Annotated in this window: 14 protein-coding genes; 11 read left to right on the forward strand and 3 right to left on the reverse strand. The window is 70.7% G+C overall.

Going from position 1 to position 15,314, the window contains the following annotated elements; translation table 11 throughout:
• Positions 1-1,131: DNA-processing protein DprA (locus tag GZ998_RS04125; RefSeq protein ID WP_219109113.1), on the forward strand; the 1,131-nt coding region annotated here is incomplete at its 5' end.
• Positions 1,132-1,663: 532 nt separating this feature from the next.
• Here GZ998_RS04125 and GZ998_RS04130 read toward each other — a convergent pair.
• Both GZ998_RS04130 and GZ998_RS04135 read right to left on the reverse strand, forming a co-directional pair.
• Positions 1,664-2,491 (reverse strand): ABC transporter permease subunit, encoded by an 828-nt coding sequence (locus GZ998_RS04130; RefSeq protein WP_219109114.1) that lies wholly within the window; start codon positions 2,489-2,491, stop codon positions 1,664-1,666.
• Positions 2,488-3,408, reverse strand: a complete 921-nt coding sequence (locus tag GZ998_RS04135) for an ABC transporter ATP-binding protein (RefSeq protein WP_219109115.1) — start codon at positions 3,406-3,408, stop codon at positions 2,488-2,490. The genes GZ998_RS04130 and GZ998_RS04135 overlap by 4 nt, the downstream gene beginning before the upstream one ends.
• Positions 3,409-3,824: 416 nt before the next feature.
• Between GZ998_RS04135 and GZ998_RS04140 the strand changes: the two genes are divergently transcribed.
• Positions 3,825-4,808 (forward strand): tyrosine recombinase XerC, encoded by a 984-nt coding sequence (locus tag GZ998_RS04140; protein ID WP_219109129.1) that lies wholly within the window; start codon positions 3,825-3,827, stop codon positions 4,806-4,808.
• A gap of 75 nt (positions 4,809-4,883) precedes the next feature.
• Here GZ998_RS04140 and GZ998_RS13000 read toward each other — a convergent pair whose 3' ends face one another.
• A complete protein-coding gene (locus tag GZ998_RS13000; RefSeq protein WP_257505043.1) occupies positions 4,884-5,687 on the reverse strand; it encodes a M23 family metallopeptidase in 804 nt (267 codons plus the stop codon).
• A gap of 529 nt (positions 5,688-6,216) precedes the next feature.
• On the opposite strand from GZ998_RS13000, the gene rpsB reads away from it, so the two are divergent.
• From rpsB to GZ998_RS04190, 9 genes are all read left to right on the forward strand, one after another.
• Positions 6,217-7,104, forward strand: a complete 888-nt coding sequence (gene rpsB, locus GZ998_RS04150) for a 30S ribosomal protein S2 (RefSeq protein ID WP_161924397.1) — start codon at positions 6,217-6,219, stop codon at positions 7,102-7,104.
• Between the two features lie 50 nt (positions 7,105-7,154).
• A complete protein-coding gene (tsf, locus tag GZ998_RS04155) occupies positions 7,155-7,994 on the forward strand; it encodes a translation elongation factor Ts (protein WP_219109116.1) in 840 nt (279 codons plus the stop codon).
• A gap of 218 nt (positions 7,995-8,212) precedes the next feature.
• The gene (gene pyrH, locus GZ998_RS04160; RefSeq protein ID WP_161924395.1) at positions 8,213-8,965 is read left to right on the forward strand and encodes a UMP kinase; all 753 of its coding nucleotides are present in this window, start codon (positions 8,213-8,215) and stop codon (positions 8,963-8,965) included.
• 131 nt (positions 8,966-9,096) lie between these two features.
• The gene (gene frr, locus GZ998_RS04165) at positions 9,097-9,654 is read left to right on the forward strand and encodes a ribosome recycling factor (protein WP_161924394.1); all 558 of its coding nucleotides are present in this window, start codon (positions 9,097-9,099) and stop codon (positions 9,652-9,654) included.
• Between the two features lie 31 nt (positions 9,655-9,685).
• Positions 9,686-10,624, forward strand: a complete 939-nt coding sequence (locus GZ998_RS04170) for a phosphatidate cytidylyltransferase (RefSeq protein ID WP_219109117.1) — start codon at positions 9,686-9,688, stop codon at positions 10,622-10,624.
• A gap of 211 nt (positions 10,625-10,835) precedes the next feature.
• On the forward strand, positions 10,836-12,116 hold the full coding sequence (gene rlmN / locus GZ998_RS04175) for a 23S rRNA (adenine(2503)-C(2))-methyltransferase RlmN (RefSeq protein ID WP_219109118.1): 1,281 nt from the start codon (positions 10,836-10,838) through the stop codon (positions 12,114-12,116).
• Entirely contained in the window at positions 12,113-12,658 is a 546-nt protein-coding gene (locus GZ998_RS04180) for a DivIVA domain-containing protein (RefSeq protein ID WP_219109119.1), read from the forward strand. Before rlmN ends, GZ998_RS04180 begins: the two co-directional genes overlap by 4 nt.
• A gap of 7 nt (positions 12,659-12,665) precedes the next feature.
• Positions 12,666-13,967 (forward strand): 1-deoxy-D-xylulose-5-phosphate reductoisomerase, encoded by a 1,302-nt coding sequence (dxr, locus tag GZ998_RS04185; RefSeq protein ID WP_219109120.1) that lies wholly within the window; start codon positions 12,666-12,668, stop codon positions 13,965-13,967.
• 25 nt (positions 13,968-13,992) lie between these two features.
• A complete protein-coding gene (locus GZ998_RS04190; RefSeq protein WP_219109121.1) occupies positions 13,993-15,309 on the forward strand; it encodes an RIP metalloprotease in 1,317 nt (438 codons plus the stop codon).
• The last annotated feature ends 5 nt before the right edge of the window (positions 15,310-15,314 follow it).

Here is a 15,314-nt window from a genome sequence, read left to right on the forward strand (position 1 = left end):
CGACCCCGGCCCGCACCGCGTCCGCCGCTGCCGCCCCGTGGGGATGCCGGCCGTGCCGGCGCCGACTGGGCCGTGGCCGCCGGCCGCTGGGCGCCGCGCCTGCGGGGCCTGGACATCCGCCGCGAGTTGGACGTGCTGGAACGCTTGGGCGGTAGCCTGATTCTGCCCGGCGACCCGTGGTGGCCGGCGGGGCTGAACGACCTGGAGCGCCCACCCCACTGCCTGTGGGTCCGCGGCGATCCCGCCCTGCTCGTTTCCCGCTGTAGTACCGAGCAGGTTGGCGACGTTGCTCTTGACACACCACGAATGCGTGAGGACCTGGTGCCCGCCGGGCCGGGCACGGGGCGCGCACTCGCCCTGGTCGGGGCGCGCGCCTCCACCGACTACGGCGAGCACGTGACCACCGATATGGCCAGTGGCCTGGCGGCAGGGGGAGTCGTGGTCATCTCCGGGGGCGCCTTCGGCATTGACGCCGCCGCCCACCGTGGTGCCCTGCGTACCGGTGCCACCGTGTCCGTGTCCGCCGGGGGAGTGGATCGTCTCTACCCGGCCGGCAACGCCGACGTGCTGGAGGAGGTCATAGCCAATGGAGCCCTGGTGGCGGAGGTACCGCCCGGCTGCCAGCCCGGCCGCCACCGCTTCCTGACTCGCAACCGGTTGATCGCCGCCATGAGCGACGCCACGGTCGTCGTGGAGGCCGCCTGGCGTTCCGGAGCCCTGTCCACCGCCCACCACGCCATGGAGGTAGGCAGACCGGTGGGGGCCGTGCCGGGACCGGTGACCTCTATGGCATCGGTGGGCTGCCATCGGCTGCTGCGCCAGGGGGCCGTCTGTGTCACCGATGCTGACGAGGCACTGGAGCTGGTCGCACCCCTGGGGACCACCGACCCCGACGGCAGCAAGGCCGCGGACCCGGCCAACGCGGGATCCGGGCTGCTCGACGGCCTGGATGGGCCTGCGGCTGTAGTCATGGATGCGCTGCCGGCCCGCGCCGATGCCAGCGTGGACTCGGTCGCGCGGGCGGCGGGGCTGAGCGAGCACGAGACCATCGCCGCCCTGGGACTGCTGGAGCTCGAAGGCCGGGTGGAGCGCCGTGGTGCCGCCTGGCGCCGCGCCCGCGGGCGCCGGTGAGTGCGGTGCCCGTTTGCGCCGGGCGTCGAGCCGATTGCGCGCGCCTACCCCAGGCCTTGCTCCGATATGCCTCAGCGCCCGGCGCCACAGCGGGACAGAACCACGCAACCTGGATTAAGCGCAGGGGCCAGCGCGTCCCCAATCCGTCGTGCCTGCGGTTGGGGTGGGGTCGGTTGGGTGGTCTTGGGTGTGGTGCACGCTCAGTTGTTTTGGCGCTCTGGCCGGTTGGCGGGTTTTGCTTGGTATTTCGGTGTTCTTGGTTTTGGGTTGGTGGGGGTTGGCCAGCTCCAGCGTGCGCCGCGGGGGTTGCGGCACGCTGGAGGTGGTTGGGCTGGTTCTCGGCTTGTGCGCTTTCCGCGTGATTACGCCGTTTCTGTGGAAGCGTACTGGGACTGAGCGTGCGGCGCGTGCTTGTGCCGGGCCGGATCTGCCCGTGCTGCGCAAGCAGGCCACCGCCGGATCCTCCCGCCCGTGGCCTCCGCCCTGGTCCTAGGCGCCGCGGCGCGCAGTGGTAGCCGGACGCTCCCCTGTCTCACCGGCCGATGTCGCGGCGCGACAGGGCCATACAGGCAACTGCGGCCAGCAGGGCGCTGAGCCCCCACAGCAGTGCCAGGCCGCCCCAGTCAAAGCCATTGCTCAGAGGGCGTTCGCCGAATGCCCAGTAATAGGGTGACAGGTGCGCAAGCCAGTCCAGACCGGTGGACATGCCGGAGACTGCGTTTAGTGCATAGCCGAGCGCAGCCACCGTGGCGCCGGCACCGAGCGACCAGGCACTCCGTCCCGTCAGCGCGCCGACCGCCAGCGCGGAAGTTCCACAGAGCACGGCGAGACCCGCCCAGGAGGCGGTAGCAGCCAGCACATTGGCGGTGGACAGCCCCAGCTCTGCGACTGGGTTGAGCGCCAGCAGCACAGCCACCGTGACGAGGGAGAGCCCGAGCACCCGTAGAACCAGTGCGGCTGCGGTCTGGGCCGCGTACTGCACGCGGCCCACGGCGTGGGCGAGCGTGAGCTCCAGGCGTCCGCTCTCCTCCGCGCCCGCGATGAGGTGCGCGCCCCAGGCGGTGGCGGCGATGGCTGCAAGGACGAATCCGAGCAGACCGAAGAAGGTCGCCTGGGCATAGCCCGCACCCGTGGCGATCTGGTCGTATCCCAGGACGGACACGAGCTGCGCGGGCAAGGCGTCGAGGATGTCCGCGAGTTCGGGCGTCTGCAACGACCGGTAGACCGGCAGGTACAGCGCCAGCACCGCCGCGAGTGCAACGCTCCAGCCGAGCAGCGAGCGGGCGCCCTCGGCGAGGTGCCGACGCAGTATCGGCGCGGTGGCGCGGGGTCGGGAGACCGTCGGTCGGGAGGTGATCATGCGGGTTCCTCCTGGGCGTACAGGTTGAGAATCGACTCCTCCAGATCGGGTTCTTCGATCGTGAGCTCCTGAACCGTGAATCGTGACAGGCCCTTGACGAGCTCGTCCGCCGGTCCGCGGAACGTTCCCTGAATGCGCAACTGATTGCCCGGTGCCGGCTCAATCTGCAGATCACTCAAGATCCCGGGATCTGCCAGGCCGACGCGAATCTCCTGCGCGGTCACCTCACTGAGCACCGCGCGCACTCGGGACACGGCCGCCGGACGCAGGGTGGAGACCTCGCCCTCGGCCACAATGCTTCCGTGGGACAGCACGGCGGCCGCATCAGCGGCATGCTGGATCTCGCTGAGGATATGAGAGCTGAGCAGCACGGTTCGCCCGGCGTCGCGCGCCTCGCGCACCAGGCCCAGGAACTCGCGCTGCATGAGCGGGTCCAGGCCGCTGGTCGGCTCATCGAGGATTAACAGCTCGGGGGAGTGCATGAACGCCTGGATCAGCCCGAGCTTCTGCCGGTTTCCCTTAGAAAGTGACCGCACCGGACGACTCAGGTCAAGGTCGAGGCGTTCGGCCAGGCCCTCGATCCGACCTGGGGCGACCGGACCACTGAGCTCGGCCAGGTGGCGCAGTAGTGCGGCGCCGCTGGTGCGCTCGCCGAGGTTGAGCTCGCCCGGCAGGAAGCCGATCCGGCGGCGCAACTGTGGGCGGTCGGTCGCGGGCGAGGCACCGAGCACCGAGATAGTGCCACTGGTGGGGCGCATGATGCCGAGCAGCATGCGCAGCACCGTGGTCTTCCCCGCCCCATTGGGACCGATCAATCCGTACACGCAGCCGCGCTCCACCTGTAGATCGATCCCCCGCACCGCGTGCACGTCCCCGAACCGCTTGTGTAGCGCATGGGTAGCAATAACTGCCGACATGAGTCCTCCCGAGCCGATGGCGTGTGCCCATTCGGCACCCGGCGGGGGTGCACGTACAAGTATGCTACGGAGGCAATATGGCAGGGGCAAGGCCGGTCCGTGAGCCGGACACCGGGCCTGTTCACGTGTTCCCCGGCCTGTCAGGGGAGAAAAATGTCCGAATCCGGGACAAACGCCTGCCGCCGGTCCAGTCGCCAATCTTGAAGCCGCATGATTCCAACGACTCAGAAATCGAGGGCCGGTGTTCCAAAGCCATTTGCCCCCAATAGTGACAATGCCGGTCGCGGCACCGCTCTCGCGGACCGAGCCGCGTCCCACCCACATCCTCAAACCAGAAGAGTCACTAGACTGATGACGTGCGCGCGGATTCCCAGGCTGATCAGGCATCCTCTGCGCCCGAGGCGGAGGGACGGCAGATGAGGTCGGAGGCCGCGAGTGGATGCGCCACCCGAGCCGAGCTGCTGGACGCATTCGCCCGCTACCTGGACCTGCAGCGTGGCCTGTCGGTGCACACGGTGCGCGCCTACCTCGGTGACCTGGCGGAGCTGCTGACCTTCCTGGGCGTCGGCGAGGAAGACGACGAACCCGTGGGACCCGCCCTCGGCACCCTGGACCTGCCGGACCTGCGCGCCTGGCTGGCCACCATGTCCGCCGACGGCGCGGCCCGCGCCACCCTGGCCCGCCGCGCCGCCGCCTGCCGCACCTTCTCCAACTGGGCCTACCGCAGCGGACTGCTGCAGGCCGACGTCGCCGCCCGCCTGCGCTCGCCCCGCGCCGACGCTCGCCTGCCCGCCGTGCTCACCCCCGCGCAGGCCGCCGCCCTGCTGGATGCGGCGGCCGACGCCGTCGCCGCAGCCGGGGACACAGCCGGCGACGACGCCGATGCCGGCATGGCCAGGGCGCTGGCACTGCGCGACCGGGCGATTCTGGAGGTGCTGTACGCCACCGGCGTGCGTGTTTCCGAACTGTGCGCCCTGAACCTGGGGGACGTGGACGCTGCGCGTCGCACCATGCGGGTCTTGGGCAAGGGCGACAAGGAGCGCACGGTGCCCTATGGCGGGCCCGCCGCCGCGGCCCTGGAGGACTGGGCGGACGTGCGGCCCGCCGTAGCCGCCGCCGACGCCGGGGCGGCCCTGTTCCTGGGCGCCCGCGGTCGCCGCATCGGGCCGCGGGCCGTACGCGAGATTGTCCACCGCACGGCCGCCAGCGCCGGCGTGCCGGACCTGGGCCCCCACGGTCTGCGCCACTCCGCGGCCACCCACGTGCTCAGCGGGGGAGCGGACCTGCGCAGCGTGCAGGAACTGCTGGGGCACTCCTCGCTGGCCACCACCCAGCGCTACACGCACGTATCCGCCGAGCGCCTGCGCGCCGTCTACGCCCAGGCCTTCCCGCGGGCCTGACGGCAGAGCCCACCGAGCCGGCGAGACCGACCCTGGCCGACAGAGTTCCGGGAGGGGCGGCGGGTCGGGCTGCAATCAGCTCAGCGGCTTCAGGCGTATCACCGCGGGCTGAAGCAGGCGCAGCGGGTTGACGTAGGTCTTCGGGCCGGTGCGGGCACCCCAGTGCAGGGCATCGGCGCCGTCGGCGCGGTGACCGGGCTGCAGCGTACCGATCACTTGGCCGCGCGCTACGACCTCGCCGGCCTTTACGCAGGGGTCCACCGGCTCATAGGTGGTGCGGATGCCGTCGGCATGGTCGATGGACACCACCGGTCGGCCGGCCACCATCCCCGCGAAGGCGACCGTCCCGTCCGCGGCCGCCAGCACCTGCGAGCCCGCCGCCAGCGCCAGGTCCACGCCCCGGTGCCCGGAGCCCCATACCACTGCCGGCGGATCGAAGTCGGCCAGCACCGTCGTCGCCATGCCCGTCGGCCAGGCGTAGTGCACCCTTGTGGCCACGACCCCGAGCAGCGGCCCCGCGGGTTCCGCCGCGGTCCCGGCCGCAAAGGCCTGCGGCGGCTTCGGGTCGCCGCCCCGCCAGGCCATGACCACTGGCCGTGGTGCGGCCCCGGCTGCTGCCGCGGGTGCGGCTGGCGTCGGCGCCAGGGCCAGGGCGGTGCCAACGGCCGTTGCGGCGACGGCCACGGCCAGGCTCCGGGCCGACCGGCGCCACCCGCCCGGGCGCGGAAGCCCCGTCCCACGGCGGGAGCGGGCGTCCACAGTGGCGCCATCGGGCCGGGTGGTAGTGCGCCCGCTGCTGCCTTCCGAGTCGGCGGCTGCGGTGGGGACGCGTGGAGTGGAGTCGTTGGCGCCGGGGGCGGTTGCTGTGAAGTTGCTCATGACCTCAGGGTGCGTCGGTGCGCGGCGGAGCGCATCTGCGCGACCGTCCGCCTGTGAATAACTGGCCTGGTTGCCTGCTTCCAACCGGGCCTGTGGACACCGGTGCGTTGCCCCCGCCGACGAGTCGGCCATGGCTGCACTAGGTCGGCCGGGGGCTTGGGAGCGGCGGGGGTCAGATACCCGCTGGCGCTGCAGTGGTGCTGTGATAACCTCGCGCCCGCAGCCCTGCGCGGGCTCGGAGCATTCTGCCGGGCCGGTGCGAGGCTGACTTCGCGTGTCCGCGCCCGCTCCGCCATCGGTGGGGCGGGAACGTCCTTTCGGGCGCCATGGCCGAGGTCCCGCACTGCGTAAGCACTGCGGGTGGCCGGGCGCCGCGGGCACCAGGCCCCATGCCCGGGCTCCGGGCAGCCGCGCCCCGCCCACGGGGCCTCCGGTCAACGGGGAGCAACCAACCATAAACGGGCGTCCCGGCCGAGCCGCGGGCGTCCCCCGACCTGCGCGCCCGCCGGGCGCGCCTGAAAGGACCCTCATGGCGATTGTGACCATGCGCCAGCTGCTTGAGAACGGTGTCCACTTCGGCCACCAGACTCGCCGTTGGAACCCCAAGATGAAGCGGTTCATCCTCACGGAGCGCAACGGCATCTACATCATCGACCTGCAGCAGTCGGTTGACGGCATCAACACCGCCTACGACTTCATCAAGGAGACTGTCGCCCGCGGCGGCAACATCCTGTTCGTCGGCACCAAGACCCAGGCGCAGGCCGCCGTGGCCGAGCAGGCGCAGCGTGTCGGCATGCCCTACGTCAACCAGCGCTGGCTGGGCGGCATGCTCACCAACTTCGCCACCGTGCGCGGGCGCCTGGACCGTATGAAGGAACTCGAGCAGATCGACTTCGACGACGTGGCCGGCTCCGGCCGCACCAAGAAGGAACTGCTCATGATGCGCCGCGAGAAGGACAAGCTCGTCAAGACCCTCGGCGGCATCCGCGACATGGCCAAGCCGCCGGCCGCCATCTGGGTGGTGGACACCAAGAAGGAGCACCTGGCCATCTCCGAGGCGCAGAAGCTGGGCATCCCCGTGGTAGCCGTGCTTGACACCAACTGCGACCCCGACGAGGTCACCTACGCCGTCCCCGGCAATGACGACGCCATCCGCTCCGTCACCCTGCTGACCCGCATCATGGCCGATGCCGTCGCGGAGGGGCTGGTCTCCCGGTCCGCCGGCCGCGCCCGCACCGGTGAGGAGGCCGAGGTTCCTGCCGCCGAGGCGGAGCCGCTGCCCGAGTGGGAGGCGCAGCTGCTGGCCGGCGCCGAGAACGCCGACGCCGCCGCGAGCGAGGAGCCTGCCGCGGCCACCGTGAGTGAAGCCCCGGCGGCTCCCTCGGATAGCGAGCCTGCTCCCGCCGAGCAGGCCTGATTCCAGCAGCCGCCCGTTCACTCCAATCTCAGCAATTTCAGGAGATATCCATGCCCAACTACACCACCGCTGACATCAAGGCGCTGCGCGAGAAGACCGGCGCCGGCATGCTCGACGTCAAGAAGGCGCTCGACGAGGCGAACGGTGACGCCGAGAAGGCCATCGAGATCATTCGCGTCAAGGGCCTGAAGGGCATCGCCAAGCGCGAGGGTCGTTCCGCCTCCGCCGGCCTGGTCGCCGCCAAGGTGGTCGACGCCGACGGGGCCCAGGTGGGCGTCCTGGTGGAGATCAACGCCGAGACCGACTTCGTGGCCAAGAACGAGAAGTTCCTCGACTTCGCCGAGAAGGTCCTCTCCGCAGCCATCGACTCCGGCGCCGAGACCGCGGAGGCGCTGGCCGAGATCGCCGTCGACGGCACCACTGTCAAGGAGCTCACCGACTCCATGCAGGCCGTCATCGGCGAGAAGATCGTCGTGCGCCGCGTCGGCCGCCTGGCCGCCGACCACGTCGAGCTGTACCTGCACCGCACCAACCCCGACCTGCCCGCGCAGGTGGGTGTGCTGGTCGGTACCGACGCCGCGGCCGGCGAGGTCGCCCACGACGTCGCCATGCACGTGGCCGCCTACTCCCCGCTGTACCTGGACCGCGACTCCGTCCCGGCCGAGGTCGTGGACAAGGAGCGCGCCATCGCCGAGGAGACCACTCGCGCCGAGGGCAAGCCGGAGAAGGCCATCCCGAAGATCGTCGAGGGCCGCATGAACGGCTTCTACAAGGAGAACTGCCTGGTGGACCAGGCCTACGCCAAGGACCCCAAGACCACGGTCGGCAAGGTCATCGCGGCTACCGGCGGCAAGCTGACCGGCTTCGTCCGCTTCCGCGTCGGCGCCTGAGTCTTAAGGCGACAATCCCCGGCACTCCCGCACGCTGCGGGGTGCGTGCGGTGGGGCCCGTGAGCACTGCGCTCACGGGCCCCACCGCTGTTCTCCGAGGCTCACGTGCGACCCGGTCCGCTCATCGCCGACGGAGGACGGCTACGGCACGGTAGGCTGTGCCGAGCGCTGACGCGCGAGCCGCCGAACCGTCCGCACCCCGCCAGGAGGCAATACGCATGAGTGAGTCCCCAGAACGCGACGATCGCATCGCTCACGGCACACACCCCCGTCGGGTGCTGCTCAAGCTCTCCGGCGAGGTGTTCGGCGGAGGATCGGTGGGCCTGGACGCCGATGTCGTCGCCGACGCCGCCGGGCAGATCGCCACCGCCATCAAGCAGGGCGTGCAGGTGGCGATCGTCGTCGGCGGCGGGAACTTCTTCCGCGGCGCGGAACTGTCCGCTCGCGGCATGGACCGCGCCCGTGCCGACTACATGGGCATGCTCGGGACGGTGATGAACGCCCTGGCGCTGCAGGACTTCATCGAGAAGGCCGGAGTGCCGGCGCGCGTGCAGTCAGCGATCACCATGACCCAGGTGGCCGAGCCCTACATCCCGCTGCGCGCCATCCGCCACATGGAGAAGGGCCGTGCTGTGGTGTTCGGAGCCGGAGCGGGCATGCCCTACTTCTCAACTGACACCGTCGCCGCCCAGCGCGCACTGGAGACCCACTGCGACGAGCTGCTGGTTGGTAAGAACGGGGTCGACGGCGTGTACACCGCCGATCCGCGCCGCGATCCCAACGCCGTCAAGCTAGACCGGCTCACCTACGGTCGCGCCCTGGCCGACGGGCTGCAAGTGGCCGACGCCTCGGCCTTTGCGCTCAGCCGTGATAATGCGCTGACCATGCGCGTGTTCGGCATGGGCGAGTCGGGAAACATCACCCGCGCCCTGATGGGGGAGGATATCGGCACCCTCGTCACTCTCGACTGAGCCGCTGGGGCCTCGGCACCGTTGCCGACGCGCTCGAGCGCCTCGCAGCAAGGCGCCGCAACAGCCTCCGCAAACAACTTCTGCAAACAAGATCTGCAAACAACTTCTGCGAATTACCGAAGGAACCCACCATGATCGACGATGTCATGCTTGATGCCGAGGACAAGATGGACAAGGCCCTGGAGGCCGGCAAGCACGAGCTCGCCGCCATCCGCACCGGCCGCGCCAACCCGTCCATGTTCAACGGGATCATGGTCGACTACTACGGGGCTCCCACACCCCTGCAGCAGCTCGCCTCCATCACTATCCCCGAGGCCCGCTCAGTGATCGTCAGCCCGTACGACCGCGGCGCCATGAAGGAGATCGTCACCGCGATCCGCGAGTCCGACCTGGGTGTCAACCCCACCGACGACGGCACTGTTATCCGCGTGACCCTGCCAGTGCTGACGGAGGAGCGCCGCCGCGACTACGTCAAGCTCGCCCGCTCCCGCGCCGAGGAGTCCCGGGTGCAGGTTCGTGGTGTGCGTGCCAAGGCCAAGAAGGAGCTGGAGGCCATCAAGCGCGACGGCGAGGCCGGCGAGGATGACGTCAAGCGCGCCGAGGGGGAGCTGGACGGCCTGACCAAGCGCTACGTGGAGCAGATCGACGCCGCCCTGGCAGCGAAGGAGTCTGAGCTCCTCGAGGTCTGATTCCGCCCTCCCCAGTGACCCAACCCCAACCGTGAGTCTGCTTTCCAACCTGCTCAACCCGCCGCCTACGCGCAACCGCGCCCCCCTGCCCGCCACCGGCAGGGCCGGGCGTAATCTGCCCGCCGCCATCGGGGTCGCCGTCGTCCTGGTAGGGGCGGTCCTGGCGTCGCTGGTCTTCAACAAGGCCGCCTTTGTGGGCGTGGTGGTCCTGGCGGTGTGCGGGGCCCTGTGGGAACTGGCAGGGGCATTCGCGCGCAAGGGGATCCGCCTGCCACTCGCACCCTTGTGGATCGGCACGCTCGGGGTCGCGGTGAGCGCCTGGAATGCGGGTGCGGAAGTTGCCCTGGGGGCGTATATCGCCACTGCCGGCGCCTGTGTGCTGTGGTGCTTCCTGGACCAGGCCGAGGCGGAGTCCGGCACAGTCCTGGAGGAGTCCGGACATGACGTGCTGCGCACGGAGGCACACGACGCCGTACGCCGCTCCCGCTCCGTTAACGCCTCCGCCTCCGTGTTCGCCGCCACGTACCTGCCCTTCTTGGCGGGATTCGCGGTACTGCTGGCGGCCCAGCCGCACGGGGTCGGCAAGGTCCTCACACTGATCGCCCTGCCGGCCGCGAATGACACTGGAGGCTGGCTGGCCGGCATTAACTTCGGCAAGCACCCGATGGCGCCCCGCGTGTCGCCGAAGAAGTCATGGGAGGGCTTTGCCGGTTCACTGGTTGCCGCGGTTGGTGCTGGTGTGGTCTGCCTGTGGGCGCTGGGAGGACCGCCGGCGGCCGGCGCGGCGCTGGGCGCCACCGTCGTGGTGGTCTCCACCCTGGGCGACCTGGGGGAGTCCCTGCTCAAGCGCGACCTTGGGCTGAAGGACATGGGCACCCTTCTGCCTGGGCATGGCGGCCTGATGGATCGGCTCGACTCCATCCTGGTGGCGGCGCCGGTGGTCTACGTGTTCAGCCTGCTCGTGGGGTGAGGTAGCCGCATCCCAGGTGCCGACCACGGTCTTGAACTGTGACTAGCGCCGTGGCACCGGTGAGCGGGCGCGAGTACGCTGCCCCAGCGGCCGCCCGTTCCGCGGCCGGTACGCGCCTGCGGTTGCCTGTTCCGCGGCGCGGGTCACAGCAAAAACACAGCAGAGCCCAGTAAAGTTGAGCATAGATCACGGAGAGGAGCACAGACAGGACATGGTCGCAGTGCGCACCATCCATGATGCCCAAGGTGCACATGACCGCCGCCGCGCGCCCGCGCCCCCGCCCGGCCCTGCGGACCGTGGCCGCGTCCAGGTGCTGCCCACCGACCAGCCGCCCGAGGGCGCCACCAGCCCTGACGCCCGCCCCCGCCTGTCCTTCGCCGTGCCCCCGGCCCGCGGCAAGTCCCCCCGGCACCTGGCCGACCTGGACCTGGCGGGCCGCAAGCAGGCCCTGCGCGAGGTCGGCCTGCCCGCCTTCCGCGCCGACCAGCTCTCGCGCCACTACTTCACGCACTTCACTCGTGAACCCGCTGACATGACGGACCTGCCCGCAGCCCAGCGCGAGCAGCTGTGCGGCGAGCTGCTGCCCGACCTGATCCACGAGGTGCGTGCCCTGCGCGCCGACGGTGGCCGTACGATCAAGCACCTGTGGGCCCTCCACGACGGCGTGCGCGTGGAGTCCGTGCTTATGCGCTACCGGGACCGCACCACGCTGTGCGTATCCTCCCAGGCCGGCTGCGGTATGGCCTGCCCCTTCTGCGCCACTGGCCAGATGGGCCTGACCCGGAACCTTTCCGCCGGCGAGATCGTCGAGCAGATCCGCCATGCCGCGGCGCTGTCACAGGCGGGCGGCCTGACCGGTGGCCCCGCGCGCCTGTCCAACATCGTCTTCATGGGCATGGGTGAACCCATGGTCAACTACAAGAACGTGGTGGCGGCGCTGCACCGGATCATCGACCCCGCCCCGGAGGGCTTCGGTCTGTCCGCCCGCGGTGTCACCGTCTCCACCGTGGGCCTGGTACCGCTGATCCGCAAGCTTGCGGGCGAGGGCCTGCCGGTCACCCTGGCCGTGTCCCTGCACGCCCCCGACGACGAACTGCGCGACGCCCTCATTCCCGTCAACTCCAAGTGGAAGGTCGGGCAGCTACTGGACGCCGCCCACGACTACTTCGAGGCCACCGGACGGCGCGTGTCCATCGAGTACGCCCTCATCAAGGACATGAACGACCACGCCTGGCGGGCCCAGCTGCTCGCCGATGAGCTCAACCGCCGCGGTCGCGGCTGGGCGCACGTGAACCCCATCCCCCTGAACCCGACGCCCGGCTCCATCTGGACCTGCTCCGAGCCGCAGGTCCAGGACCTCTTCGTCGACACGCTCCGGCGCGCCGGCATCACCACCACGGTGCGGGATACTCGTGGCAGCGATATTGACGGCGCCTGCGGCCAGCTGGCCACCGAGGCGCTCAACCAGGAAAGGGCGGCGCACACCCGATGAGCGACATGTTCCCCAAGGTCGGCCTGTTTAAGCAGGGTTACCGCGTCGAGCAGGTGGACGGCTACTTCGAGACCGCCCACGAGATCTACGACGCCGGCGAACTGGCTGAGATGGACTCCGAGGGGGTGCGCACGGTTGCCTTCGACATCGTCCACGGCGGTTACCGGCCCGATGCCGTCGACGCCGCACTGGACCGCCTCGAGGCCGCCTTCCTGCAGCGCCGCCGCGCCGAGTACGTGGCCGCCAACGGCCGCAAGGCCTGGATGGACCAGGTGGCGCAGCTGGCGACCACCCTGTACCCGCGGCTGTTGCGCCCGGCCGGTGAGCGCTTCGCGCCGGCCACCAGGCAGGGGTATGACAAGCAGGCCGTGGACGCGCTCATGGACCGCATCGCCGCCTACTTCGACTCCGACGGCACCCTGACCTCCACTCAGGTGCGTGCCGCCGTGTTCCCCGCAGCGCGTGGGGACAAGGCCTACGACGAGGCCAGTGTGGACCGTTTCCTCGCCCGGGCCGTCGAGGTCCTGTTGTCGGTGGAGTGAGGGGCGCGTGACTGCCACAGCTGCGGGCTCCGGCGCCGTAGTCGTACTCGGTTCCACCGGCTCCATCGGCACCCAGGCCCTCGACGTGATCGCCCACCTGGGAGCCCACCCCGGGGCCCCGGGCGAGCCCGGCCGGGTGCCGACGCCCCGCGTGGTCGGCCTGGCTGCGGGCGGCGGCCGCCTGGATCTGCTTGCCGCGCAGGCCGTCACGCACGCCGTGCCCCGCCTGGCCGTCTCCGCCGCCGGCACCGACGTCGTATCCCGCCTGCGCGCCGCCCTGGCCGACGCCGCCGCCCGCGCGGGCCGCCCCGACCCCGTCGCCGAGATCCTGACCGGCCCCGATGCCGCCACCGACCTGATCGCCGCCGCAGGCGTGGGGGAGGGGGACGTGGTCCTCAACGGCATCACCGGTTCGGTGGGCCTAGCCCCCACCCTGGCCGCCCTGCGCTCCGGCGCCACCCTGGCCCTGGCCAACAAGGAGTCCCTGGTGGTGGGCGGCGCCCTGGTGAAACGGGCCCTGCGCCGCCCCGGGCAGGTCGTGCCCGTCGACTCCGAGCACTCGGCCATCGCGCAGGCACTGCGCTCCGGCGTGCACGAGAAGGGCTTGACCAGCCCCACCCTCACCGGCCGCAGTGAGGTGCGGCGCCTTATCCTGACCGCCTCCGGCGGGCCCTTCCGCGGCCGCCGCCGCGCCGAACTCGCAGGTGTCACCGCTGCCCAAGCACTGGCGCATCCCACGTGGGCGATGGGCCCGGTGGTTACCGTGAACTCCTCCACCCTGGTCAACAAGGGCCTGGAACTGATCGAAGCGCACCTGCTGTTCGACGTCCACCCCGCAGACATCACCGTGGTGGTGCACCCCCAGTCCGTGGTCCACTCCATGGTGGAGTTCATTGACGGCGCCACCATCGCCCAAGCCTCCCCGCCGGACATGCGGCTGCCCATCGCCCTGGGACTGACCTGGCCCCACCGCCCCGACCTGGCCGGCCTGGTGACCCCCCAAGCGTGGTCTGAGTCGACCGCCTGGGCCTTCGAGCCGCTGGACGCCGAAACCTTCCCGGCCGTGGATCTCGCCCGTGCGGCCGTGGCCGCCTCCGCCACTCACCCCGCCGTGCTGAACGCCGCCAACGAACAGGCCGTCGCCGCCTTCCTGGACGGGCGCCTGCGCTGGCTGGACATCGTCGACATCGACGCCGCCGTGCTGGAGGCCCACTGCGGGCAGCCCGAGCCCGGACTCGATGACGTGCTGGCCGCCGACGCCTGGGCGCGCGCCCGCGCCGACGAGCTGATCGCCGCCCGCACCCGCTGACCGTACCCGCCGACCAGGAGACCCCTTGAGCCACACCCTCGCCTACATCCTGGGCATCGTCATCCTCATAATCGGCATCGGCCTGTCCGTCGCCCTGCACGAGCTGGGCCACATGCTGCCAGCCAAGCACTTCGGCGTGAAGGTGCCCGAGTACTTCATCGGCTTCGGCCCGAGGCTGTGGTCTACACGACGCGGCGAGACCGAGTACGGCATCAAGGCCATCTGGCTGGGTGGCTACGTGCGGCTGCTGGGCATGCTGCCTCCCGCCCGGCCCGGCCACCCGGACAAGCCGGGCTCCATGGTTGCCGAGGCCCGTGCGGAGTCCCTGGCCGAGCTCGGCCCCGACGAGCAGGATCGCGCCTTCTACCGCCTGAGCACGCCCCGCAAGCTGCTGGTCATGGCCGGCGGCATCCTCACCAACCTCGCCCTGGGCATCATCTGCCTGACACTCGCCCTGGGAGTGATCGGCCAGCCCGCCCTCACCTCCACCCTTACCTCGGTGGCCGAGTGCGTATCCTCAGACGTCGACGCCGGCGCCGCATGCACCGACGCCGACCCCGCCTCCCCGGCAGCCGCAGCGGGGCTCCGGGCCGGAGACACGATCGTCTCCTGGGACGGCGAGACCACCTCCACCTGGGCGGATGTGCAGACCGCCATTGGTGCTGCCGGAACCGAGCCCGCCGTCGTCGTCGTGAAGCGGGACGGGCAGGAGCTGACCCTGACCGTCACCGCCGTAGAGGTGCCCCGCACCGTCTATAACGCTGACGGCGTCCCCGCCACCGATGCCGAGGGCGAGGTTGTCAAGCAGCTGCGCCCCTACGTGGGCATCGGCCCCGCATTGGGAACGGTGCGCACGCCGCCGGGCGAGATCCCGCAGGTGGTGGGATCCGCCGTCGGCCTGACGCTGAAGGCGATTGCCACCCTGCCGGCGGGCCTGTACCACGCCGTCGCCGCCGGACTTGGCCTGGAGGAGCGCAACGCTGAGGGACTGGTCAGCCTGGTCGGGGTGGGGCGCATCGCCGGGGAGGTATCCAGCGCAGGCACCGGTACGGACGCGGGCCTGCCCTTCTCGATGCGCCTGTTCTACATGCTGAGCCTGCTCGGATCGCTGAACCTGGCCCTGTTCGCCTTCAACCTCGTACCGCTGCTGCCGCTGGACGGCGGGCACGTCGCCGGCGCCTGCTGGGAGGGCCTTCGCCGGCTGTGGGCCCGTGCCCGCGGCAACCCCGATCCCGGCTATGCCGATACCGCCAGGATGCTGCCGGTGGGGCAGGTGGTCTTCTACCTGCTGATCGTCATGGCGCTGGTCCTGATTTGGGTGGACATCGTTGCACCCATCTAGGTGGA

It is taken from the genome of Actinomyces sp. 594 (genome assembly GCF_019325145.1).
In the GTDB taxonomy this organism is placed as follows: domain Bacteria; phylum Actinomycetota; class Actinomycetes; order Actinomycetales; family Actinomycetaceae; genus Actinomyces.

Bases quoted from the DNA above. Each gene is read 5' to 3' on its own strand.
- GZ998_RS04130 (WP_219109114.1), bottom strand. From the start codon at position 2,491: ATGATCACCTCCCGACCGACGGTCTCCCGACCCCGCGCCACCGCGCCG.
- GZ998_RS04135 (WP_219109115.1), bottom strand. From the start codon at position 3,408: ATGTCGGCAGTTATTGCTACCCATGCGCTACACAAGCGGTTCGGGGAC.
- GZ998_RS04140 (WP_219109129.1), top strand. From the start codon at position 3,825: ATGAGGTCGGAGGCCGCGAGTGGATGCGCCACCCGAGCCGAGCTGCTG.
- GZ998_RS13000 (WP_257505043.1), bottom strand. From the start codon at position 5,687: ATGAGCAACTTCACAGCAACCGCCCCCGGCGCCAACGACTCCACTCCA.
- rpsB (WP_161924397.1), top strand. From the start codon at position 6,217: ATGGCGATTGTGACCATGCGCCAGCTGCTTGAGAACGGTGTCCACTTC.
- tsf (WP_219109116.1), top strand. From the start codon at position 7,155: ATGCCCAACTACACCACCGCTGACATCAAGGCGCTGCGCGAGAAGACC.
- pyrH (WP_161924395.1), top strand. From the start codon at position 8,213: ATGAGTGAGTCCCCAGAACGCGACGATCGCATCGCTCACGGCACACAC.
- frr (WP_161924394.1), top strand. From the start codon at position 9,097: ATGATCGACGATGTCATGCTTGATGCCGAGGACAAGATGGACAAGGCC.
- rlmN (WP_219109118.1), top strand. From the start codon at position 10,836: ATGGTCGCAGTGCGCACCATCCATGATGCCCAAGGTGCACATGACCGC.
- GZ998_RS04180 (WP_219109119.1), top strand. From the start codon at position 12,113: ATGAGCGACATGTTCCCCAAGGTCGGCCTGTTTAAGCAGGGTTACCGC.